23 protein-coding genes are annotated in these 22875 nt (G+C 42.3%); 9 read left to right on the top strand and 14 right to left on the bottom strand.

Annotation, left to right across the window (positions count from 1 at the left end; translation table 11 throughout):
- The first annotated feature begins 93 nt into the window (after window positions 1-93).
- The 3 genes from AAGA18_03830 to AAGA18_03820 are packed head-to-tail and all read left to right on the top strand — an operon-like array spanning window position 94 to window position 3228.
- Window positions 94-1530, top strand: a complete 1437-nt coding sequence (locus tag AAGA18_03830) for a DUF4388 domain-containing protein (GenBank protein MEM9444460.1) — start codon at window positions 94-96, stop codon at window positions 1528-1530.
- 6 nt (window positions 1531-1536) lie between these two features.
- A complete protein-coding gene (gene purE, locus AAGA18_03825) occupies window positions 1537-2049 on the top strand; it encodes a 5-(carboxyamino)imidazole ribonucleotide mutase (protein MEM9444459.1) in 513 nt (170 codons plus the stop codon).
- Window positions 2050-2052: 3 nt separating this feature from the next.
- Window positions 2053-3228 (top strand): 5-(carboxyamino)imidazole ribonucleotide synthase, encoded by a 1176-nt coding sequence (locus AAGA18_03820; protein ID MEM9444458.1) that lies wholly within the window; start codon window positions 2053-2055, stop codon window positions 3226-3228.
- 116 nt (window positions 3229-3344) lie between these two features.
- On the opposite strand, the gene AAGA18_03815 is transcribed toward AAGA18_03820, so the two are convergent.
- The 6 genes from AAGA18_03815 to AAGA18_03790 form a co-directional block, all read right to left on the bottom strand.
- The gene (locus AAGA18_03815; GenBank protein ID MEM9444457.1) at window positions 3345-3833 is read right to left on the bottom strand and encodes a YajQ family cyclic di-GMP-binding protein; all 489 of its coding nucleotides are present in this window, start codon (window positions 3831-3833) and stop codon (window positions 3345-3347) included.
- 18 nt (window positions 3834-3851) lie between these two features.
- Window positions 3852-4577, bottom strand: a complete 726-nt coding sequence (rnc, locus tag AAGA18_03810; protein MEM9444456.1) for a ribonuclease III — start codon at window positions 4575-4577, stop codon at window positions 3852-3854.
- A gap of 81 nt (window positions 4578-4658) precedes the next feature.
- Window positions 4659-5714 (bottom strand): AAA family ATPase, encoded by a 1056-nt coding sequence (locus AAGA18_03805; GenBank protein MEM9444455.1) that lies wholly within the window; start codon window positions 5712-5714, stop codon window positions 4659-4661.
- Window positions 5715-5753: 39 nt separating this feature from the next.
- Complete coding sequence (locus AAGA18_03800) at window positions 5754-6800, bottom strand: aliphatic amidase (protein ID MEM9444454.1); 1047 nt, start codon at window positions 6798-6800, stop codon at window positions 5754-5756.
- A gap of 591 nt (window positions 6801-7391) precedes the next feature.
- Window positions 7392-9212: a L,D-transpeptidase family protein gene (locus tag AAGA18_03795; GenBank protein MEM9444453.1), complete on the bottom strand. Its 1821-nt coding sequence runs from the start codon at window positions 9210-9212 to the stop codon at window positions 7392-7394.
- A 122-nt stretch (window positions 9213-9334) separates the two neighbouring features.
- Complete coding sequence (locus AAGA18_03790) at window positions 9335-9787, bottom strand: hypothetical protein (GenBank protein ID MEM9444452.1); 453 nt, start codon at window positions 9785-9787, stop codon at window positions 9335-9337.
- Window positions 9788-9978: 191 nt separating this feature from the next.
- Here AAGA18_03790 and uxaC point away from each other — a divergent pair, with 191 nt between their 5' ends.
- Complete coding sequence (gene uxaC / locus AAGA18_03785) at window positions 9979-11403, top strand: glucuronate isomerase (protein MEM9444451.1); 1425 nt, start codon at window positions 9979-9981, stop codon at window positions 11401-11403.
- A 22-nt stretch (window positions 11404-11425) separates the two neighbouring features.
- Here uxaC and AAGA18_03780 read toward each other — a convergent pair whose 3' ends face one another.
- The 5 genes from AAGA18_03780 to AAGA18_03760 form a co-directional block, all read right to left on the bottom strand.
- The gene (locus tag AAGA18_03780; GenBank protein ID MEM9444450.1) at window positions 11426-12424 is read right to left on the bottom strand and encodes a vWA domain-containing protein; all 999 of its coding nucleotides are present in this window, start codon (window positions 12422-12424) and stop codon (window positions 11426-11428) included.
- Between the two features lie 506 nt (window positions 12425-12930).
- The gene (locus AAGA18_03775; GenBank protein ID MEM9444449.1) at window positions 12931-14352 is read right to left on the bottom strand and encodes a Gfo/Idh/MocA family oxidoreductase; all 1422 of its coding nucleotides are present in this window, start codon (window positions 14350-14352) and stop codon (window positions 12931-12933) included.
- Between the two features lie 202 nt (window positions 14353-14554).
- The gene (gene msrA / locus AAGA18_03770; GenBank protein ID MEM9444448.1) at window positions 14555-15136 is read right to left on the bottom strand and encodes a peptide-methionine (S)-S-oxide reductase MsrA; all 582 of its coding nucleotides are present in this window, start codon (window positions 15134-15136) and stop codon (window positions 14555-14557) included.
- Between the two features lie 12 nt (window positions 15137-15148).
- The gene (locus AAGA18_03765) at window positions 15149-15862 is read right to left on the bottom strand and encodes a DUF1223 domain-containing protein (protein MEM9444447.1); all 714 of its coding nucleotides are present in this window, start codon (window positions 15860-15862) and stop codon (window positions 15149-15151) included.
- 145 nt (window positions 15863-16007) lie between these two features.
- Window positions 16008-16442 (bottom strand): superoxide dismutase [Ni], encoded by a 435-nt coding sequence (locus tag AAGA18_03760; GenBank protein MEM9444446.1) that lies wholly within the window; start codon window positions 16440-16442, stop codon window positions 16008-16010.
- 74 nt (window positions 16443-16516) lie between these two features.
- Here AAGA18_03760 and AAGA18_03755 point away from each other — a divergent pair, with 74 nt between their 5' ends.
- From AAGA18_03755 to AAGA18_03745, 3 genes are read left to right on the top strand one after another with little or no spacing between them, the layout of a single operon-like run.
- Entirely contained in the window at window positions 16517-16822 is a 306-nt protein-coding gene (locus AAGA18_03755) for a putative quinol monooxygenase (protein MEM9444445.1), read from the top strand.
- 26 nt (window positions 16823-16848) lie between these two features.
- Complete coding sequence (gene cmoB, locus AAGA18_03750; GenBank protein ID MEM9444444.1) at window positions 16849-17835, top strand: tRNA 5-methoxyuridine(34)/uridine 5-oxyacetic acid(34) synthase CmoB; 987 nt, start codon at window positions 16849-16851, stop codon at window positions 17833-17835.
- A gap of 57 nt (window positions 17836-17892) precedes the next feature.
- On the top strand, window positions 17893-18366 hold the full coding sequence (locus AAGA18_03745; protein ID MEM9444443.1) for a phage regulatory CII family protein: 474 nt from the start codon (window positions 17893-17895) through the stop codon (window positions 18364-18366).
- A gap of 7 nt (window positions 18367-18373) precedes the next feature.
- On the opposite strand, the gene AAGA18_03740 is transcribed toward AAGA18_03745, so the two are convergent.
- Window positions 18374-19024, bottom strand: a complete 651-nt coding sequence (locus tag AAGA18_03740; protein MEM9444442.1) for a hypothetical protein — start codon at window positions 19022-19024, stop codon at window positions 18374-18376.
- A gap of 124 nt (window positions 19025-19148) precedes the next feature.
- Here AAGA18_03740 and AAGA18_03735 point away from each other — a divergent pair, with 124 nt between their 5' ends.
- Both AAGA18_03735 and AAGA18_03730 read left to right on the top strand, forming a co-directional pair.
- On the top strand, window positions 19149-19844 hold the full coding sequence (locus tag AAGA18_03735) for an HAD family phosphatase (GenBank protein ID MEM9444441.1): 696 nt from the start codon (window positions 19149-19151) through the stop codon (window positions 19842-19844).
- A gap of 18 nt (window positions 19845-19862) precedes the next feature.
- A complete protein-coding gene (locus tag AAGA18_03730; protein MEM9444440.1) occupies window positions 19863-20318 on the top strand; it encodes an NUDIX domain-containing protein in 456 nt (151 codons plus the stop codon).
- Window positions 20319-20930: 612 nt separating this feature from the next.
- Here AAGA18_03730 and AAGA18_03725 read toward each other — a convergent pair.
- Together AAGA18_03725 and AAGA18_03720 are read right to left on the bottom strand one after the other, a co-directional pair.
- Window positions 20931-21431, bottom strand: a complete 501-nt coding sequence (locus AAGA18_03725; protein MEM9444439.1) for a GNAT family N-acetyltransferase — start codon at window positions 21429-21431, stop codon at window positions 20931-20933.
- 291 nt (window positions 21432-21722) lie between these two features.
- Entirely contained in the window at window positions 21723-22166 is a 444-nt protein-coding gene (locus AAGA18_03720) for a hypothetical protein (protein MEM9444438.1), read from the bottom strand.
- Between the last annotated feature and the right edge of the window lie 709 nt (window positions 22167-22875).

Genomic DNA, 22875 nt, shown 5'->3' with positions numbered 1-22875 from the left:
ACAAGCTTTTTGGCTTTTGTTAATTCTAGAACTGTTTTATAAAAAACGAGTGAAAACTTGCCACTTGGGTGTAATCCTCCTTAATTAATAGCCGTGTCGTCTACTAAGATTAATTTTGCTCAAGATCTCGTATACACTACCAATTATGTCGAGGGCCGGCTGCCGATGCGTGAAGTTAAGATCTGGTTCCAAACACAACCGTCAGTTTCCTGCTTGGGTGTCGTAATCGAGCCTGGGAAATTTGGCGTCATCAGTCGCTTCCATCTAAACGAAATATTAGTCAGTAGAGGCCTCGACCCAGCTATTCTTGATACACCTATTCAAGATCTCATGATTGATGACCCTGTTGTGGTAGAAATCAATAGGCCTATTGGTGATGTTGTCACTGCCCTGGTTACTGAGAAAGGGCATGAGGAATCTTTTCTCACGGATATCGTTGTGCGAGATGATAACATTTTTGTTGGTCTTATTTCCGTAAGAGATCTTATTGTCGACCATATCGAGGACCTCATGCACCGCCTAACTGCCATGGAAGCTCAGCAGGCAGCACTAGTCAAAAGGAATAAAGAACTCTTCCGCGATAGCTTTAGGCAGGTACAAGTCGACCAACAATTCCAAATACTATTTGACCATCTGCCTTTGCCGGTAGCTTCATTTGATCAGAATGGTCGGCTCATCAATGTAAATCCTCGATTTGCACATATCCATCAGAGTAAAATACGCAATCTTCAAGCAGGATACTCCTTTAACCAAATTTTTGAAACTGATTTTGACATTCTGTATAATGAACTCAGTGCTAATTGGCGCGAACAAAAAGTATCACAACCTGTCTTCCGCCAATTGAATATGATCCCCGAAGCGGGTCCTACATTCTCTGTAGAGATCTGCACGGAGCTTGCACAGGAAACAGGACTCGTTATTTTGAGTATTGTTCAGATTGGTCAAGGGGAAATGGAACCCGCTGAAGCTCTTCATCAGGTATTTGACGAGTCTGAGGAAAAGTCAGCAGGAAAAATCACCCAAGCCATCCAGCTAAAACTTGAGGATGAAAAAGCCATTGGGCTCGCTCGATCTGTTGCCTCCAACCTCATCGATAAAGAACACCACATTGACTCCATGATGAAAAAACTGGAGTCTATTATAGATGTAGCAGAGAAAATCGAAGATAGGGTTCATTCACCAGACACGGAAACTCCTGAAAACAGTAATCATTTGTTAAACGGAGACCTATCGGAATTTAGTATTATTGATCTATGTCAAATACTTGTTCAAGGAACCAAGACGGGGCACTTGATTATTACCGATCCAGATGAAAAAAATCATCATATCTATTTCGATGAAGGGGTCATAATCCATGCAGAAACGGCAGATAGACATACTGGTGTTAATGGGCTCAAACGCATAGTGAACCAACGCAACGGCAGCTTCAATTTTAAATTTGACGAGAATAGTCCTATGAAAACGATCCACGGAGACTCTATGGGCAACCTTATGCAAGCCTGTCAAAGCATAGATGAAGATACTGGTTAGAGCTCCATGACCAAAGCAAAGACCAAAGCGAACTCCAAACCTCAAGTAGGCATTATTATGGGTAGCATTTCAGATTGGGAAACCATGCAATACAGTGCCCAAACGCTTGAGAAGCTTGTTGTGTGCTACGAAAAAAAAGTGGTTAGCGCCCACCGTACCCCCGAACTTCTCTATGATTACGCTAAGAAAGCTGCAAGTAGGGGGCTACAGTGCATTATCGCGGGTGCTGGTGGAGCAGCTCATTTACCGGGAATGACAGCAGCTATGACAGAAATACCCGTATTGGGAGTTCCTGTGGAATCCAGAACACTCAAGGGTGTGGATTCGCTTTTATCAATCGTTCAGATGCCAGCAGGGATTCCTGTCCCAACTTTAGCAATTGGTAAAGCAGGCGCTACTAATGCCGGATTAGCAGCTGCTGCTATCATTGCGCTACAAGACAGAGAAGTCAAACAGCGACTTAAACGCTTCCGAAAAAACCAGACCGATAAAGTTCTCAAAACCTCAGAAAATCTTTAAGCATTGAATCAACAAATTTTCCTTCCACCCGCCAGAATTGGCATTATTGGCGGAGGTCAGCTCGGGCGCATGACTGCGATAGCTGCAAGACGACTCGGCTATAAAATTCTGGTGCTTGATCCGAATCCGCATTGTCCTGCCAGTCACGTAGCGGACCAGACAGTCCAAGCTGATTATGGTGATATTACAGCTCTCAAGAAATTTGCTGAGCAAATAGATCTCATTACCTTTGAATTTGAGAACATCCCTGGAGATGTCTTGAAGGAGTTAGAATACACTACTACCGACCAAATATTTCCACACTGGTCGGTGCTTCACACTTGTCAAAATAGAGAGCGCGAAAAACTCTTCTTGAACCAAAATCGTTACCCGCTACCTCCTTTTAAGATGGTTACTTCCCCTAGTGAACTTTCCCAAGCCATAGAGGAAATAGGCACTCCATCTGTTTTAAAAACTGCAGACTTTGGGTATGACGGTAAAGGACAAATAAAATTGACCCCTGAAAATACTATGGACATAGATGCAGTCTCTAAGCTTTGGCAAGAACTTAATGAGCATGCGATTTCTAAGGCAGTGCTTGAAAAATGGGTCAACTATAAGAGTGAGCTCTCAGTTGTTTGTGCCCGCTCTCGTAGTGGAGAATGCTCTACCTTTCCAGTAGCTGAAAACAAACATACCAACCACATACTGGATCTTTCTATTGTTCCTGCGCAAGTGCCGGAAAAAGTGCAGAAACAAGCTAGAGAGATGGCCATTTCAATTGCGGAGACCCTAGACGTGATAGGCCTTATTGCTGTTGAAATGTTTTTTACAGTAGATGGTGAGCTACTGGTCAATGAATGTGCTCCTAGACCCCATAATTCTGGCCATTATAGTTTAGATGCTTGCCTCACTTGTCAATTTGAACAACACGTAAGGGCTATCTGCAATTTACCGCTCGGCTCTACCAAACTCCTAAGTCCAGTTGTTATGGTAAATATTTTAGGTGATACTTGGCTTAAGTCTGAGGATAACAAACCAGATTGGAGCCAACTACTCAAGCCCCCTAGTCTCAAACTACATCTATATGGCAAGGATAAAGCAAGAGCTGGAAGAAAAATGGGTCACCTGAATATTGTTAACCAAGAACTAGATACGTCTCTGAAAATAGCACAAGAAGTCAAAGATACCTTTTTATAGCTTTTCTCCATGTATCATTTGGGTTGAAAATACGTACCCCTATCCTACCCAATGGGTGAAGGCGGAGATAACAGGTAATAGGGTGTGATGTTAGTTGCTTAGCGGTTGCCGCTTCATTAGTCGCGGAAATTTTCGTAGGTCAGGCCCACTTCAAGATCATCTCTTTCTTTGAGGTAGCTGATTACTTTTTGCAAATCATCTCTGTTTTTCCCACTCACTCTTATTTTGCCGCCCTCCTGCTGCGCTTGCACCTTAAGACCGGTTCCTCGTACCTCTTTACAAAGTTGTTTAGCAACTAGTGATTCGAGTCCTTGCTTCATAGTAAGCACTTGCCGACCCCTTCCCATAGAAGACCTCTCTGTTTTGCCGACTTCTATATTTTTGAGGCTAATGCCGCGCTTAGAAAACTTGTTGAAAAGGATCTCGCGAATAGCATCGACCTTGAACTCTTCACTTGAGGAGACAATCACTGTTTTGTTTTCTTCTTCGATTCCCCATTCTAGTCCTTTAAAATCATAGCGGCTTTGAAGCTCTTTGCGGGCTTGCATGACAGAATTTTTGACTTCAGTCATGTCTACTTCAGAAACGACGTCAAATGATGGCATAACTTATTATGGGGATTTTCAGCAAATGCTGTCACTTTCTTTTTTCTGTGAAGTGGATGTGTCGCTATTAAATTTTAGCAGAGCATGATGGGCTGCTTCAGCTTCAGCATTCTTTTTGCTTGAGCCTTCGCCTATTCCTAATAGAACTTGGCCAATCTTGACGGCAACTTTATAGCTCTTACTGTGGTCGGGGCCAGTTTCCTCGAGAGTCTCGTAAACAGGAGTTCCCTTGCCTTGGCTTTGTAAGTGTTCCTGCAAGGCCCCTTTAGGGTTAAAATATGATTCGCTATCCTCTTGAGTACGGATGAGGTGATTGAAGTGGCGGTAAATCCATAGAGAAGCTTGATCAAAGCCTTGGTCGAGATAGATTGCTCCAATGATAGCCTCAAGTGCATCAGCTAGATTAGAAACTTTGGTTCTTCCTTTATTAAGTTCTTCTCCTTTACCGAGTTGTAAATGGTTTCCTAGATCAAAGCCTGTAGCGACTGTGGCTAGGCAATCACGGTTCACCAAGCGGGCCCGAAGCTGAGTTAACTCCCCTTCAGGTTTTTCCGGAAGCTCTTGGTACAAAAGTACCGTCAATGCAAGTTGGAGTACTGCATCGCCTAAGAATTCTAAACGTTGATTGTCAGGAACTTTACGCTTTAGCTCGTATCCTTTTGAGGGATGAGTCAAGGCCTGATCTAATAGATCCTTATCTTCGAAGGTGTAGCAGAGTTTCTTCTCTAGCTCTTCAAAATTCATGGATGTTTTCTAGATGACACGGATCTATGTTTTTGTAAAGACTAGATTGTATAAGGAGAGTCGCATAGCGCCTAAATTGTTCTATTTTGTGGCGGAAGTTGGGATCACTTCTAAATTTGTCCCTTGGAGTCGTGCAAGGAATGCTGTTTTATCCGGATGACTATTCAATGCCTTTGCTATGTTAGGCTCAAGTTGACTCCGAAGCATTCGTATTAAGTGACGTGCCCCATATTCTTTATCGTATTGCGTAAGCAAAAAAGTTTTAGCGCTCTTTGTTAATTCTATGGATGCTCTGCATTTTGAAAGGCGTTTGTTTAGCTTTAATAGTTCTAAAGTCAATAGTTGGTCTAGCCAGCGCGAATCCAGACGTTCGAAAAAAACAGTTCGGTCGATCCGATTGAGAAACTCAGGGTCAAATTTTCGCTGTAGTGCCTCTTGTAATATCCCTTTTTCCTGGCTCTTGCTTGGGTTCATTCTACACCAGGATCGCCAACCGGACTCGAATTTCCTTCGATATTTCATAAGAGCTTGCGCGCCAAGATTACTTGTCATGAAGATCATGGCGTTTCGAAAATTTATATTTTTCGTGCCCCCAGATAGATTTAATTGGCCCGTATCTAGAATATTTAAAAGGGTGCGTATAACTTCTTTGCTAGCTTTCTCAATCTCATCAAACAGTACAATGCCAGGGCGGCTGAATGAGCCTTCTATTTTTTCGCTATCCAACAACGTGTTATTTTCCTTGCTTCCTACATAACCAGGAGGCGCGCCAGTAATAGCGGCAGCATAGTGTTCTTGGACCAATGTGTTCATATCAATCCGACAGATCTGATCCTTGCTCCCCAAAATTTTTTCAGAAAGTATTCTAACAGTTTCTGTTTTGCCCACGCCTGTGGATCCTAAAAAGAAGAAAACAGCAAGGGGGCGGTCTTGTGAGTTGAAATCTGCTTTGGTCATATGCAGCATGTCGCCAACAGCAGTGATCATCTCTTGTTGCCCCACTATACGACTAGAGAGAAGTTCAATCACTTCGCTTGGCTCAAAGCGAAAGCGGGACACGCGCTGCCCCGCTCTTTTGATATTATTCTCTTCAAGTTGCTCTCGATTGTTTTCTAGCACATCATTAATAAAAGGCATTGATTCACCTCAGCGTTGGTATGATGTGGGTGGGGCTCACTAACCCGCAGTGGCCTCCTTGGTCTCTTCCATGGGCAAGCTGCCAACTGGGCACTCGGCTGTGCCTATTTTGCTTCTTGTGATTTTTTCTACATCAGCTTGGGTCTTTTCAGCATCCATCACCCAGCTTCGATAAAAGTCAAAGGGACAAGTGGCCATTCCCTTATCTCCATCGCCAGAATTGTAAACTCCAGTATACCCGCGGTGAAGGAGTTTGAAGAGATGATTCTGAGATTGGTCATTGGCTCGAGCGTCACGAATTTGGCTTACCGACAATTGAGCATACTGTACCCCCATGTCTTCTTCGCCGCATTCTCCTAGGGTGCGTCCGTCGAAACCAATGATTGCCGAATGTCCAAAGTAAGAGTAAACACCGTCGAAGCCTGTGGCATTAGCAACGGCTACATAACTGTTATTGGCCCAGGCCATGCATTTAGCCATCATGACTTGCTGCTCTTTAGCAGGATACATGTAGCCCTGGCAACGCACAATTAATTCAGCCCCTTTCATGGCACAGTCTCGCCAGATTTCCGGATAGTTTCCATCATCACATATGATGAGGCTGATTTTTAAACCTTTGGGCCCTTCTGTAGCATAAGTTGTTTCTCCTGGATACCATCCTTCGATTGGGCACCATGGAATGCATTTACGGTATTTTTGAACGATCTCGCCTTTGTTGTTGATCAAGACGAGCGTGTTGTATGGCGCCTTATTTGGATGTTCTTCATGTCTCTCCCCAGTAAGCGAGAAAACGCCCCAGGTGTCAGCCTCTATGCAAGCCTTAGAGAAAATGGCAGTTTCATCTCCTGGCACGGTTGCTGCGGTCTCCATCATTTCATCTTGGTCATACATAATGCCCATTGTGCTGTATTCAGGGAAAATTACTAAATCCATTCCTGGTAACCCGACCTTCATTCCTTTGATCATATCTGCAATCTTTTGTGCATTAGCTAAGACTTCTTCTCGTGTATGAAGCCTGGGCATTTTATAATTTACTACGGCTACCCCTACAGTATCTGCGCTACTTGAAATATCTCCATGTCTCATATTATCTTGACCTTTGTTGAATTAATTTGGTGTTACTGATTCAGCAAGATCTATACCCTATAGGTTAAATGCTGTGATTTTTATCTACTTTAATCCGCACGATGTCATAGAGATGGGACGAGATGCGTAAAAGCTTGGCCAGATGAAAAAGAGAGTCGACGAAGATGTATTCAATCTCATCCTCTGAGCGCAGCTTAAAAGCTAAGTGAAGGCCAAACTATCAAGTGCAGAGCACCAATTCGGATAGACCGGGCATGGGTCTCGTAGGTGATGTTCCTAGAAGATTTCACGTTTCTTGAGGCAAGATCTTACCTGGATCTTTAAGTCTCTATTTCACCATTTCGCCTTAATCTTACTTTCGTAGGCTTTGGTCAACACTCAGTGATAAGCTGTTACTCGCTCCTTACAAAGTGGTATAGCATGTATTTACAAGCAGATAAATTGAAGACATAATGTAAAGAAGAGACCAAATGATTATTCAAGCCAGAAAGGGTTAAAATGTATTGGCCATGAGGCGCTATATTTATAAATGGAGAGAGGTCAGCAGAGGGCAAAGCCCGATAGAAGAAGGTTGATCACTTAATGATAATACTATTGCGTAGAAGCCAGTTTTAAGGCCAGGTGCTCCTTCTTTTGGATAATGTGGAGCACTCTGGAGTCATGTTCATAGATATCATGGCAGAAACGAAATTCCCTTTCTTCATCAGCATAAAAGGCAGTCATGTAGTAGATGTAAACTTCTATAGGTTTTTTAAGGGGCACATACTTTCGTTTTTCTCCGTACATCATAGAGTGTATTTTTTCTTTGTCCCAATTTCTTACGCTGCCAAGGGCATAAACTGCTAGGTCATCAGGGCGGTGGAGTCTTATGCAACCGTGGCTGAAATCGCGTTGAGTATAGTCAAAGTATCGCGTTTCATTGGTGTCGTGCATGTAAACGGAATAATCATTTGGAAAAATAAATTTCACATGCCCTAGAGCATTGAAGCTGCCTGACTTTTGGCGGATGTATGCCCCATTAGTTTTTACGAGCTCAAGGCCTGCTTCGAGATCTTCTATGACTCTTTGATCTTCATTACAGATGATTTCGTAATGGTAGTGAGCAAGGTAATTTTCATTGGCTTCAGCAGCGGGTATGAGTTCATCGCGAGAAATGCTAAATGGAACATTCCAATAAGGGCGAAAGATGATGTGCTTCATGGGCTTATGAATGACAGGTGTGGTGGTCCTTTTTTTCATGCTGCCCACCACTACCCTCATATTCTCGACTTGCTGGCCTTGATCATAGGCGCGAAGTGTGAATTCCGGTACGTTAACCATAATATAGCGATTCCCTAATTCTCTAGGCATCCAGCGTATGCGTTCCAGATTGACTAAAATTTGTTCGATGCGTTTTTCTGCGGGGACATTGAGTTCGCGAAGCGTATTGGGCCCTAGAATGCCGTCTACATAAAGACTATGACGTTGCTGAAATTTTTTGACCGCTTCTACTATTTCTCCTTTGTATCTAGTAGATGTCGGGTCTTCAGATTTTTCTCTTGAATGGCGGTATTCCCCCGTTGCCCGCAAGCGCTTTTTCAATAGAGGTAGTTTAGAGAATCGCTGACCTGGCTCTATAGTCCAGTCAGCTCGATCAGAAGGCCTAGGAATGGCTTCCCATGCTCTTTGATTTACAATCTTTTGATAGGTGGCTAATTGATTGCGTAATTCAAGGTAGGCTGAGCAATGTGGCGCAAGGGATAGAATGGCCTTTTCAATTTCTGAGCTAGTTTGGAGTTTGAGAATGAGATTGATGTGATCATGCAATGCTACTTTGCGTGAGTGCCTGTTCCACTTTTGACCGATCGCTCTGTAGGGGTTAACATGACCATACCGCAGGTCTTTAATAAAGGTGTGAAGAATAAGGGTTAACAAAACGTCGTTCTCTGCGAGTTGTTGGGCAGTGCGTTCGGCGGGATTAGTCTTCAGGAGGCTATGTAAGTTGGCCTCTAGTAGCTCTGAGTCATATCTCTCTGGGTTGAGTCCATGAGTGCTGGAAGATCTTATGGCCCGGAAAAGTCCTTCAGTAGGTGGGTATACGGAGAGTTGTTGCTCTTCTAAGGACCAAGCCAATTCGTGACTATTAGTTTTATAGAAGTCCTGTATTTGAGCAAGTGTGCTAGCGTTTGTTAGAGAAGGTAGGCTTTCTTCTAGATACTTAGTGAGAGCCTCTACTTTCGGGTCAATAATGACTTCAGGCACCTTAGGCACTACGAGCTCTTCAGCGGAGGCCATAGATTGAGGCTCCTCAACTGTTTCTACTTGGAGCATTGGATCTTGAGTGCTAGAAACTTTATTTGTCTCGTTCTTTGAACAAGACACCAATGCTATTCCTAAAATAGCGATTGTGACACCTCTAGTTCTATCCATCATAGCATCCAATATATGTTAACCCCATAATCATTACATTACTTATACTAATGCCAATTCGGCATCTGTGTCCATTCCCTAACAAAAAGATTGAGGTAGGTATTCTCTGAGAGAAGTTAGCGGTTTTATGAATTACGAATGAGGCGAAAGCAGTAGATGCCTGCGATTCCAATTAGGCCTAAAATAAATCCAGTTGAGGCTAATGCAGCCATCTCTGGTGGTAGAAGTGTATTGCTGCAAAATAGTATAGCCGCAATGGCGAAGTAATAGATGAATTCCATCTTGGTATTGTGAGGAGTGGTCTTTTTAGACCTCGACTTGGATGGGCCAGGACCAAACATTGTGGCATTATTTAATGGCATTGGTTGGTTGGTCTCGTTGGCGTATTTCTTACTGATTTTATATCTTTTCGGGTTGTTGTGGTCCTGTGAATAATCAAGCAAGAGCATGCCGTGCTTGGCCCTGACCCATTCCTGGTCGGAGAAAGGTGTTCCGCGCTGTTTGGAAAGGTGGAAGCGAAGCGATTGTTCGGTTGGTGGTTCTGACTGACTTGGTGAGTTGCGTTGATTATCTAGCATCCGTGCTTCCTTTGTTAGCTCTTCATGAGCAATTCGCGGTTAAAACTGTAGTTAAATAATTCGACTAAGATCCCATGGGCTTTAGTCATCTTTTGAATTTTTTTTAACAAAGCCTCATAATAATGAAAACAAGGCTTGCGCTTGATAAATAAACTGGGATTGATAGCGAAGATTGTGTTAGTAAGTGAGGAATGAGTTCAGTTTTTATTAATGATAACTTCATGCTTAAAAGCAGGTCATCATGCATACTCTACCACGACTATGCTGAGGAGATGCCAATTATTGACTATCATAACCACCTCTCTCCCAGGGAGATAGCGGAAAATAAAAGCTGGGATAATATGACACAAGTTTGGTTGTATGGGGATCACTATAAATGGAGGGCTATGCGAACGAATGGAGTTGCAGAGAGATACTGCACGGGCAAGTGCTCCGACCGCGAAAAGTTTGACCATTTTGCCGCTACCATGCCTAAACTCCTGCGAAATCCGATTTATCATTGGAGCCAATTAGAATTGAAGCGTTTTTTTGGGATTGAAGAGCTTCTCAGTGAGTCAACATCTGATCAAATTTGGTCTGAAACAGAAGCTAAGCTTAGCAATGGGTTAACTGCTAGAGATTGCATGAGCATGCAAAAGGTAGAAATACTCTGTACGACCGATGATCCTATTGACGATTTGCGCTTCCACCAGAAAATGGCTACAGAATCTGATCCTGGTTTTAAAGTTTTTCCCGCCTGGCGACCTGATAAGAATCTACATATTAGAGATCCAGAAAGTTATAATGCCTATATGCAAAAACTAGAAGTAGTCTCGGGCCTTTCTATTAATAGTTATGCTGAGTTGCTCAGGGCATTGCAAAAAAGGCATGAGTTTTTTCATGAGCAAGGGTGCCGAGTTTCGGATTATGGTTTAAGCCAGTTTTATTTTGTTCCTTACTCTATAGAAGAGGTGAGTGGTATCTTTGAAAGGGTAAGGGAGGGTAGGGTTCCATCTGAACAGGAGGTTCAGATCTTCCAAACAGCATTACTTTTAGACCTAGCTCGCATGGACGGACAAAAAGATTGGGTGCGACAGCTACATATTGGCCCCATGAGAAATAATAATTCAAGCATGTTTAAACAGCTTGGACCAGATGCAGGTTTTGATTCCATTGGGGAAGGAAACTATGCAGAGGCTCTTTCCAAGCACTTGGATGTTTTGAACACCGAGAAACTGCTTGGGAGGACTATTTTATATAATCACCATCCGGGAGATACTGAGATGCTTGCTACGATGATAGGTAATTTTCAGGATGGTTCCATTCCGGGTAAAATTCAGCTTGGTAGTGGTTGGTGGTTTCAAGACCAGAAAGATGGAATGCAGAGAAATCTGGAGGCAATTTCGCAGCTGAGCTTACTTAGTCGCTTTATTGGTATGCTTACAGATAGTCGTTCTTTCCTGTCTTTTTCACGTCATGAGTATTTTAGAAGAATTCTTTGTAATATTCTTGGACAAGATATAGAAGATGGTCTGATACCCAATGATATGAAACTTGTAGGGGCAATGGTCCAAGATATCTGCTACAATAATGCTAAAAACTACTTTCCCTTTAGCAGGTCTAAACAACCAGCTTAAGCCAGTATGACTGGTATATTTACTAGTCTACAATTTTGAATGAGCCCTTTGAAGTTGATGCGACTTCTTTTAGAGCTTTAATATCTGGGCTTTTGTTAACATCTTTGGCACCTAGCACTATGGTGTTGATGGGGAAGCCTCCAGCCGCCCAACTTTTAGATTCTTTTTTAAAATCAGGTAATGAACCTTGTAAATTTCCGTCGGTCATGAAAAAAACCGCGCTTGGCTTTTGAGAAAGCCTTTTTGCTTGAACTACCCCCCTGGTCCAATTTGTCCCAAGAACTAGATCCTTGTGTGAAAGACCCTTGATCTCTGAAATTATTTGAGGCTTTGAGTCGCTGGTTATTTCGATCCACCTAGGCTTAGGCGGATTCTGCTTCTTTGGTGGAGGTTTTTCACCAAAGTTCCACACCGGTCCTGCAAAACAAATAATCGAAAGGCGGGTTCCTTCACCCATTCCACGAATGGCTTTCGTCAGCTGCTCCTTTAGTTTTTCAGTCCTTCCTCTATGCTTCATGGACAGAGATAGGTCGATAACGAAAGCAATATCCCCGCCTTCAGATTGCAGGCCAAAGAAATTAACTTTAGAAGCTACCTTACCTAATCCTTTGCCTACCCCAGTTCCGGCTTCCAGCTTCGAGGTGGGTACTGCATTAATTTCGAATACTGCATCCTCCGAAAAAGAAGTATTAAATCCCGTATCGATCGTTGCAGTAGAGGTAATTGTTTCAGCAAGCGCAGAAAAGTCTGGTGCGGCAGAGCTTACCTCCTCAACCTCTAGCTCTTCGGTAGGCAAGTCCAAGGCGACTTCTTGAGGTTCTTCCAACACAAGCTCATCCTCTATCAAGGTGTCTTCTTGGACTGAAGGTGTAATGTTGGCAGGTTCGAAAAAGGTCTGAGTAAGCTGCTTTTCGAAAATGATAGTTCCCCCAATTAGCACAAACAGTAGCCCATGAAATAGAATAGATACTACTAAAGGCGTGCTTAACCTAAAAATATTGATTTTAGAAGAAGTAGACATATTTATAGATTAACATAAGATTTTGATTGTTGGAAGTGTGATTAATTATTTTTTTATAAGCTCTATATTTGTAAGTAACATATAATTAGGTTGAATATCAAGTGTTCCCTCCTCCTACGAAACCTAGCGAGGTCTTCTACCTTAAACCCGGATGATGCAGCAAAGACCTAAAGATCTGCACAAGATCTTGGCCCCAAGAAACATAGAGCCTCCTAGAGGTATCACCCTTTGATACATCTTCGTCGACTCTCTTTTCCTTCTGGCTCAAGCTTTAACGCATCTCGTTCAATTTCTATTAGATAATCCGGGCTAAATCTAGTCCCCCTCTCCTGATATCGGGCGAGGAATGCTTAGTTTTCAGATCATCAAAAAAACTTCTTTTTAATTGAGAGAAGTGCCAGTTTTTTTTGTTTAAATTCTAAACGATATGTTTATTCGGGTCATCAGGCTCTTTTGTTCGTTTCATAGTGTTTGAGTAATGACATAATCAATCGAAATGGAAATTTTTATACCTTGTAGTATTGCTCCCATCCTTTGCGTGGCTCGGGGTCAAGAAGTGTATTAGCTTCTGGATGATTGGTGATTTGCTTGGTGCTCGGGTCAAATTGAATTTCACCTCCAAAACGTTGGGCTAGAATACCTAGGTTGAATACTTGAGTTAGCGTGCCTCCCACTGCAAATGGAGAACGGGGCTCCTCTTCTCCTTTACAGCCTAGTAGGAAGTTTTTATAGTGTCCTGATTGTTTAGTTGCGATCTTAGGAAGAGTAGCTGCTAATTCTTTTAGCTTCTCATCGGGAATGATGCGTAAAGTTTTAGCGTGTGAGCCGCCTTGGAAAACGAGATCAGAGCCATCAGTTGCTTTTCCATAGATGATCTTACCAGGCTTGCTCAAATTAACTGGTTGTCTTATGCCATCTGAATTGAGTCTACCTAGTTCCTCTTCAACCTCAGGAAAATTACCCTGTCCATCGTACCAAGTTACATGGCAGGCAGGCATGTTATTACGAGGGGCGAAGTCAAATTGAATCGTGCTGGCAACAGGGTAAATAAGGCTGCTGGTCGTATCACGTTTGACAGCTTTTATTTTGGTGGGATATCCAAGCTCTAAGAATCGGTGACAGGTATCTAATATATGGGGTCCCCAGTCTCCGAAGGCTCCGCTTCCGTAGTCATACCAACTTCTCCAGTCTCCAGGATGAAGCTTGTCGCTGTAAGGATGCTCTGGTGCAGAGTCAAGCCAAAGATCCCAGTCAACGCCCTCTTTAACTGATTGCTCTGGATATGCTGAGATGTTTTTCCAGCTGTGCCAGCGACGCTTGCTATTCATATGAGCCGTTATCTTGGTAACATCTTTGATGATTCGCTTTTCTGACCATAGCTTAAATTGGAAGTAATTGCCACCCGAGTGGCCTTGGTTGCCCATCTGGGTGGCAACACCGGTTTTCTCTGCTTTAGCAATGAGTCTTTCACATTGACCAAAGGTGTGCGCGAGTGGCTTTTCACAATAAACGTGTTTACCCAGGTCCATGGCCTGCATAGTTACTGAAAAGTGCGAGTGGTCAGGGGTGCTAATGACTACGGCATCAATCTCGTCGCCCATCTCATCGAACATTTTTCTCCAATCCGTAAACGTCTTGGCGTCTGGGAATTTAGTAGTCTGTTCTTTAGCCTCTTCGCTATGAATATCTATGTCGCAGAGTGCTACACAGTTGGCAAGGCCTGTTTTCTTGCAGCCCCCAAGATTGGTTTTACCCCGATTGGCAATTCCTACAAAAGCTACGTTTACGCGTTCACTAGCGGGGAGCTTACCCGACTTATTTCCCAGAGCAAGATAACTAGGTAATATACTAAAAGTGCCGTAGATTGCCGATTTTTTAAGAAAGTCCCGTCGCGTGCTTCTAGTAGTGGTAGAGTAAATTTTTTTCATAAATCACACTTCATATTGTAGTTCTTATGAGGTTATTAGTTTAATAACAAAAACTAATACTACAGTAAGCACGAGCTAAGATAAAGTTTAAATTCCTTACTAATGCGATTTACTCAGATAGCGAAAGCAATGTTCGCGGGGGTTTTCGCTGCTGAGCGGATGGGGAGTTACAAGCCGATATGAAAAGCTGGAAACGCTTGTTTTATTTAGAGCCGTGCTTCTTTAATTTTTTAAGAGCTATATTTTTAACGTACCTTTGATTCGGGTTCCGTTTGACAAAATTCTGATGGTAGTCTTCGGCTGGATAAAATTTTTCTAGAGGACGGATAAGTGTTGCAATTGGCTTTTTATAAACTCCGGACGCGGTCAGCCTCTGTTTGGATTTTTCAATAATATCCTTCTGAGAGTCATTTTCATAGAAGAGACTAGATCGATAGGGTTTCCCAAAATCTGGCCATACTCCGTTAGGGTTGGTAGGGTCATGTATTTCCCAAAAAAGGTCGAGTAGCTTTTCATAAGATATTTTACTTGGGTCGAATGTGACTCTAACCACCTCAATATGCTCGGTTTGCTTGCTGCTTACTTTTTTATAAGTGGCGTTAGATGCACTTCCTCCTGTGTAGCCAGATACTGCTTCAATGACACCGTCATAGCTTTCATAGATTGCTTCAACGCACCAGAAACATCCTGCACCAAAAGTTGCACTTTCTGTTTTAGACTGGATCGAGGTATTTAGAAATCCTAGCAAAAGAACTATTGCGAAATATTGTGTTAATTTATTCATTAATTTTAAACATTAGTTTAACCAGCCTCCTGTAGCTTGTATGGGTGTTAGCGCCCCTTCTCTATGGACCCAAGCAACCATGGCTGTTTTCTCAGATTTGAATTTATTTTTAGGAAAGGGCACTTGTCCAGTCCAAGCACGATTATTATTTGTTGTGAGAGCAACCTTATTCAATGAGAGTGCTACGAACTGATGCTTAAGATTTTTGCCACTGTTTTCCCCTCGTGTTACTTGAGAGGATAGATCAAAACCTAATAATGACAATTGGGCTGAAAATAGTCCTTTTGCTGGCGATGCTGGAGTAAACAATATGCTGACATAGCCCTTTTCAGAGCTTTCTAACCTAAGTTGCCCTACATTTTTGTTTGATGGATGGGGCAGCTTCTTAGTCTGAAACCAATGCCTGTACTCCATTCCATTATTAACGAAGCCTGGTGTGTAAACAGACTGCGATTTCCAGGCGCGTGAATATTCCTTTTGGCGTTTCGTATAGTTAGGGTCAGCAAACTGGTCTTTCCAGCCAAGATAGTCCCAGTAATTTACATGGAAAGCTATAGGAACAAAAGACTTCCAAAGCTCGGGATGTGATTGCAAGGAGTTGAGCCATTTTTCGGCAGGAGGGCAGCTACTGCACCCCTCCGAAGTATAGAGTTCTAGGAGAGTGCTTTGCTTATCGGTGCTTTCAAAAAGGAAGGTCGCTTGCGCAGTTTGTGCAGATATAGACATTAGTAGCAGAGTGATAATGCATCTAATATTTATAGTTCTATTCACAATACGAAGTTAGATGCTTGTGACGTGTATTTATTCCATAAAAAAGGCTCCTCATCTATGGGAAGAGCCTTTTTGAGAAAATTATGAAAAGCAGTTGAATCTATTTGGTATTGTAAAGCTTTTCAAAGTCTAGGATGACTTTTTCTAGCTTGTCAGCATTTGTGGGATCAGTGGTTTGCTTGCACTTCATGGAGTGAACAATCATTTGATGCAAAAGTTTCAAACTTTCCTCATAGTCTTTTTGATCAAACTTGATTCGTTGAGCCAAAAAGTAGTTACCTGCCTCATCAATGATTTTACTTGCGTGCTCTTCTTTGTTTAGAACCCAGCGTGCTACTTGGTTTTTATTGGTAGAGCTATTTTCAATTTCAGTCATTGCCTTCTTGATGGTTTTAACATGTTCTTTGAGTATTTCAAAGCGAGTAGGGTCGCCATAGATACCACAGGGTACTTGGCAATGTGCTTGCAGGGTTATTTGAGAGCTAAGTGCAAAGAGCGCTAAGCCCGTAACGACTAATGCTTTTAATGATTTCATACTTTTTCCTTATATTAGTTTTATGGTGAATTCTCTTTCTTGTCTAAAGAGTCATTTGCCATATAACATAAGTTATGGAGAATTCCAAAGTTTATGTCATTGCATGTGCTGAGGCTTTGCCCGGAAAAGCTAACAAAGTTCAAGAGATTTTAGAGGGATTCATTGGGCCCACCCACGCGCAAGATAAAGGTTGTATACGGTATGAGTTGTGGGTAAGTGCAGGCAATGAAGCACAATTCAGCTTTGTAGAAGAATGGGAATCTATGCAGGATTTAGATGAGCACTTACAAAAGTCGCATATTCAAAATGGCTTTAAGCAATTGGATGGATTATTAGTATCTGAACCTGATGTCAAGCTCTGCAGAAAGTTGGGTGGGTAGTTCTTGAGCGCTAATTTGTTTTGTGCATGCCGGAAGATTTCTATCAAAACTTTTACCAGGTATTTGAAAGAGATAAGGCTCTTAGCTCTTGGGTAGATAAACTAACCTTTAAACTCAAGGAAGCCTTTGACACTCAGAAAAATGGGCATCTATCTATTTGGTTGGATCAATTAGCTAAAATGCCCTCAGCGTCTGCCAAGACACGCTCGCTTTCCTCAGATGTTGTCAAGCTAGGTAATGTTTTAGATTTGCCAAATAGGAAGATCCTAACGGATCAATTACAAAGCTTTCATCCCTGGCGAAAAGGGCCCTTTGAAATAGGAGGTGTCGAAATAGATACTGAATGGCGCTCTTATGTTAAATGGGATCGCTTGAAAACAAAGAGAATATCATTAGCAGGCAAGCGCGTTTTAGACGTGGGGTCAGGGAATGGGTATTATGGATGGAGGATGTTGGGTGAAGGTGCTGAATATGTGGTAGGCATTGATCCCTACTTGCTATATGTGATGCAGTGCCAGGTTGCTAAACGTTTTGCTTCTCCAGAAGATGCAAAACGATTCTGGGTCTTGCCCATTGGGTTCGAAGATGTTCTAGAGAATGTTACGGCATTTGACACCGTTTTCTCTATGGGTGTGCTCTATCATCAAAGGTCGCCATTTGACCATCTTATTAAATTGAGAAGCTGCTTGCGAGATGGAGGTGAATTAATTCTAGAGACGCTAGTCATAGATGGAAAAGCTGGAGAGGTTCTGGTGCCAGGAGGTAGGTACGCCAAAATGCGCAATGTCTGGTTCATTCCCTCCTGTCTTGAATTAGAGCGTTGGCTCAAGCGGGTAGGTATGAAGGAGATTGTCTTGTTGGATGTCACTAACACTACCCAAGCAGAGCAGCGCTCTACTAAGTGGATGCGCTTTGAATCACTACCAGATTTCCTAGATTCACATGATAGAAGCAAGACAATAGAAGGATACCCAGCACCCAAAAGAGCTATGTTTCACGTCAAGATTCCTTAGAAAAGTTTTCAAGCTAATTATGCTTTATTTAATTTAGAATCCAAAGAGAATGCTTGAATGCAGTCTTGGGAAGTATTTCGAGAGGTTTTTAAAAAGAAGAATCCCAAGGAGATATCAAACGCGATTGGTGTCTCGCTGTCATTAGTCTATAAATGGTCGGAGCCTTATGGGGAAGATCAGAGTGGGAGTAGGAACCCCTTGGATCGGGTTGCTTTACTAATCCGCTACACAAAAGAAAGGCGCATAATCGAATGGCTCTGCAACCAAGCGGGTGGTTTTTTTTTAAAGGACCCAAAGGCTATAGAGCTAGATACGAATCTCTCTTCTGCAACCAACCAAGTCGTGCAGAATTTTGCCGATATGTTAATGGTGGTCGCAAAGGCAGCTGAAGATGGTAAGATCACAACTCAGGAAGCAGAGGATTTAAGAAAAGACTGGGAGCGTTTAAAGTCCTGTACCGAGGGGTTTGTTCTTAAATGTGAGTCATCTGACTTCGAAGAATTAAGAAAAGATATTGCGCCTAAATCCTGAGGCAGTTTTACTCATTTTCAGAATAATAGTAGGCAAACCCCCTGGATCTTTGGTAGATCACGTAACCTGCAAAATCGTCCACAAGCACCTCTGGCGAAACTTTGTCCAGAGGTGAGCTGAGTGCTTGGGTGATGCGTTGGGCCCTGCCCCTGTCATGATTTGTTAACATTTCAGATATAGGGTTAGGGTAGCTGGATATCTCCGAAAAATCGACTTCCCTAGGCTCCCCTGAAGCAACCGTGCCAATAAGCATGTCATGTAGGCTAACGAGCAAATTGAACCGAAGCGACTGATGGATCCATTCGATTGCCTCATACTCGATATTGAGTGAGAGCTCCGACTTATCAAAAAAAGTCTTCTGGACCCATCCTCGAATGCCTAGACGGTTTTGGAAGTCGGGAAACCCTTTGGCAATACGCTTGGCTCGCATACTAGAGCGTTTCTGGTTATTCAGAACGATGTCAACAAAATCTCTGTTATTTTTCTGAGGCTGAAATCCTTTAATAATTTCCTCTGGCATTGAAGTTTGATCTTCATATCCCAATGTTTCTTGAAGCCCTTTTAAAGTTGAGCATCCTTTCAAAATCTTTTTTGCCGTTCCGTTGAGAATCGAGGTATCAATGGCGACCCTAAGTGGCTGCAAAGTAAAATAGATCATTCTCAAGCTTATAGTTGGAGATATGTGCTGATTTGGCAAGGTGAAATAGCTAGGGGATATGGCAAATTTTTGAACAGCCACTGCTAGCTATTTCCAAAAGAGCTTCTATAAATTGATTAGAAAAATGTGGCAAAAGAAAATAGAAAAGATTGAGGCCGTGCTTTTTGACATGGACGGATTGTTGTTGGATACGGAAAGCATGAGCCAGAGAGCATCTCGAAGGGCAGCAGCTTGCTTTGGCTATGAGCTAGATCAGGCATTTTCTCTTGGTCTAATTGGTCGGAATGGTAAGGATGCAAAGAAAAGGTTTCAGGAGATAATAGCTCCAGACTTTCCCTATAGTGAATATGAAAAAGCTTTTTATCAACATTATGATCGAGAAGTGAAAGAGAAGGGAATACCGGTGATGAAAGGCGTCTCCGAAGTCTTTGAAATCCTTCATGAGATTAATATTCCCAGCGCAATAGCTACCTCTACGCACCGTGCTAAGGCACTTGAAAAGTTAAAGGCAACAGGCCTGTTGGCAAAAGTAGAGCAGGTAGTAGCTGGCGACCAAGTGGAACAAGGAAAGCCTTTCCCTGATATTTATTTAAAAGCAGCTGAAAATTTAGGGGTTAAGCCCGAGAAATGCCTTGTTTTAGAAGACTCGCATCCAGGTGTTAGGGCGGGCCACGCATCGGGCGCAGTGGTAGTGATGGTGCCTGATTTATTGCCGCCTACGGAGGAAGTGAGCAAGCTGGCAGATGGTATCATCAGCTCTTTGTTGGACCTTATACCGAGCTTAAAAAAGCTCAAGCAATGTCGAACTAATGAGATGTAGTAAAAATCAGGAGAAAAAGTGTCCCATTCACTCATCCCTCAGTCGTTATACTATCAGATATTAACAAACATGCCCATTGCCTGTGTGGATGTAGCTATCGTCGCACGGGGCGCTGTCCTTTTGGTGAGGCGTAAAGATTCTCCAGCAAAGGGCGAATGGTGGGTGCCGGGCGGTCGAGTATTAAAAGGGGAAATGATGAAAGAGACCGCTTGTCGCAAGGCCAAAGAAGAGGTTGGTATTGATTGTCATGTCGGTCCGATTATCTATACAACGGAAACAATCTTTCACGATGGGCCTGAAGGTATTCCAGTTCACAGTATAAACAGCTGTTTTTTTCTCTATCCAATAAATGCAGAGTTCGAGCCTAAGCTGGATAGTCATCATGAAGAATCAAAGTGGGTGACTTCCATACCCGAGGGATTACATAGCTATGTTCAAAGGTGTCTTATGGGTGCTGGATTGAGCCACTCGTAACTAGAACTTTACCAGGCTATATATGATCTCGCTAGCGGAGGCTAGAAAGGTCAGTAGTAAATACTCAAAAATTATTTTCTTTTTCATCTTCAGGCCTATATATGGAGACGGGAGGTTTAGTGTTAGGATTATAACCGATCTTAAGAGAAAAAGGATGATGGGAATTCCTTTAAAAACGGGAACGGTAGCTTTATAGGCTAGTGTTTCACGGAGATACTTTAGAGGTTTTCCATTCTTAAAGTCCATGGTGGAATTTTGTGGAAAGTAATTTTTTAACGCAAGATCCTTTGAGTGATGCTAGGGCGTTAGGACGAGACTGGTTGGCTGCCTTCACCTAGTCTATCTCTAGTTTTACTATTACCAATAGATTGCAGACACCATCTTCAATCAACCTGTAGCTATACTGCGTGAAATCATGATTTCTTTCGTCTGGTCTGAGCACCTATTGAGAATGGCAATATGCTGATACTTGATCCTAGTAGTAAGTCTGATCAGCTTAGGGATTTGATGCATCTTCTTATAAAAGCCGCTTGGTGGCGGCCAGGCGTAATGACAGAGAGGATGATGTGGCAAGAAATTTAGCAAGAACCTGGAATTAACGAAGAGCCAGGCTCATAAGCAAGGTGTATTTGCTCGACTGAATTTGGCTGGGTGCTTTTTGAGAAATTCCATTTTGTAATTTCTTAATTTAACTCCTTTGATATCTACCAAGCAATCCTCCATCACAGTAAAACCTAGTTTCTCAAATAAAGGTTTTGCACAGATTGATGCCTCCACAACTACTTTGTCCAATTTGTTTTCAAAGCATGTCTGAATAGCGTGTTCAACGAGCTTGGTCATAATCCCCCTTCTCTTAAACTCTGGTTTAATATATGCACAGTCGATATGACCATTGGAATCTAACTCTAGGAAGCCAGTGATTTCCCTCTTTTCAGTTGAAACGAATGGCTTTTTTAATTCGCAGCGGCTTTTCCAATGTTCATAATCTGGGATTCTATCAGACCAAGCTAAACATTGCTCTTTATTGTAGGCCTCTGAACCAATTTCATGAATAGCCCTAAAAAAAATTTCGGCTATTTCAATATGGTCACCATGCTGAAATATTCTAATCATCTTTATTCTAGACTGTTGTTCAACTTGTTGACCTTGAAATACAAAGGAGATAAAAAGAAGGTCCAGAATCCATGAAACCACTCGTTAGCTTTTTTCTGAGCTGTGCGTATGAAGTGCATTCGACTTCTTGTCATTCTGTTATTTCTCCAAATGTTTGTTTAAGTGAATAATTTGTATAGATATTATTGAGTTTTATTCCTGTGCTTATAGCTAGACATAAAAGGTATAAGGAACAAAAACGTGTTGTGATCGCTATTAATACGATTGGTTTCATTACTGCTAACGATTAGCTCAGTCGGCTTCGGCGTTGGCCGAGGTTGATTGAAGCAGCTTGTTAGAGGATTTTTCGTTTAAAACGAAGAGTTCATCGATGAGATGTTGAGCATCGGGAGGTGCCGTGATCGTAAACTGGATGTCATCCGAACCAGCGAGGGCTGTAATATGGAAATTTAAAAATGGGCAGCACTGAGATTCCAGCAAGATGATGGAGGTAGTTAGCTTGATATTCTCTTCACTTCTAGGGAACCTTAATCTGTATCCCTCTTTCATTCTTTCGACTTGGTCCGTTTTGTCTTTGATCTGCTTTAGGATGGTGTTTTTACGTTCCTCAAGGGCTTCTTCGTCTAGGGAGCAAGTTGGTGATTGGACTTTTCCCATTACAGTTACTTCGGCTTCGATCACTATGGGCAGAAACAAGCCTAAGCACAGGGTAAGGATTTTAGTGATAGATTTCATACTCAATATTTTTTCTCTCCAATGTCCAAGTTGATCTGAATCCCCTCAGGTTAAGAGACTGTGCCAGAGCGGGGTGAGGAGCGCAATCTCTTAAGAAGGAGCAGCTCCAGCTGGCGGCTGAGAGCGTGAGCATCGACTAGATTGTTCCATTATATTTTCCTAATAAACAATACCTATAAAAAGGCTACTAATATAAATCCAAATACACTAGCTATTATCGCCTCTCATGTTCGACCAGCTACAAGACACGATAGTAAGGGGTTATCAGGATTGTATGAGGTTTGAGGATGCCGCTCGACTTTTTCTATAAACTGCATTGCTTATACTTAACTTCTAAAAAATAATATCTGAAAATGCAATTCTAGACGAGTTGATGACACGCCCATCTACTTCACAAGAGTAGGATGCAAATATTCTATATAACCTCGGAAATCGGTTTATTGAAGACTTGGCACAATCTTCAGGTCTATAACTCAAAGAGTCTATCTTACAAGGTATTCTCGGCCACCTACTGCTCCATAATCCAAGCAAGATGGATCGTCCTGCCCAAATGACTAGGTTAATCCAGGTATTAAAGTAAACAATGCATCTATATAGTCTTCAGTTCTCATTTTGTATTCAACGTCGCAGTGACGTGGAGTGAAAAGCATCTACAGAAAAAATGATCTGGTCAGATACCTAAGAGCTAGTGTAGCAATGATAAGATCAG

The sequence above is a fragment of the Verrucomicrobiota bacterium genome, assembly GCA_039192515.1.
Taxonomy (GTDB): domain Bacteria; phylum Verrucomicrobiota; class Verrucomicrobiia; order Methylacidiphilales; family JBCCWR01; genus JBCCWR01.
The sequence above is the reverse complement of the archived record's forward strand: the minus strand, read 5'-3'. Positions and strand labels throughout refer to the sequence as shown.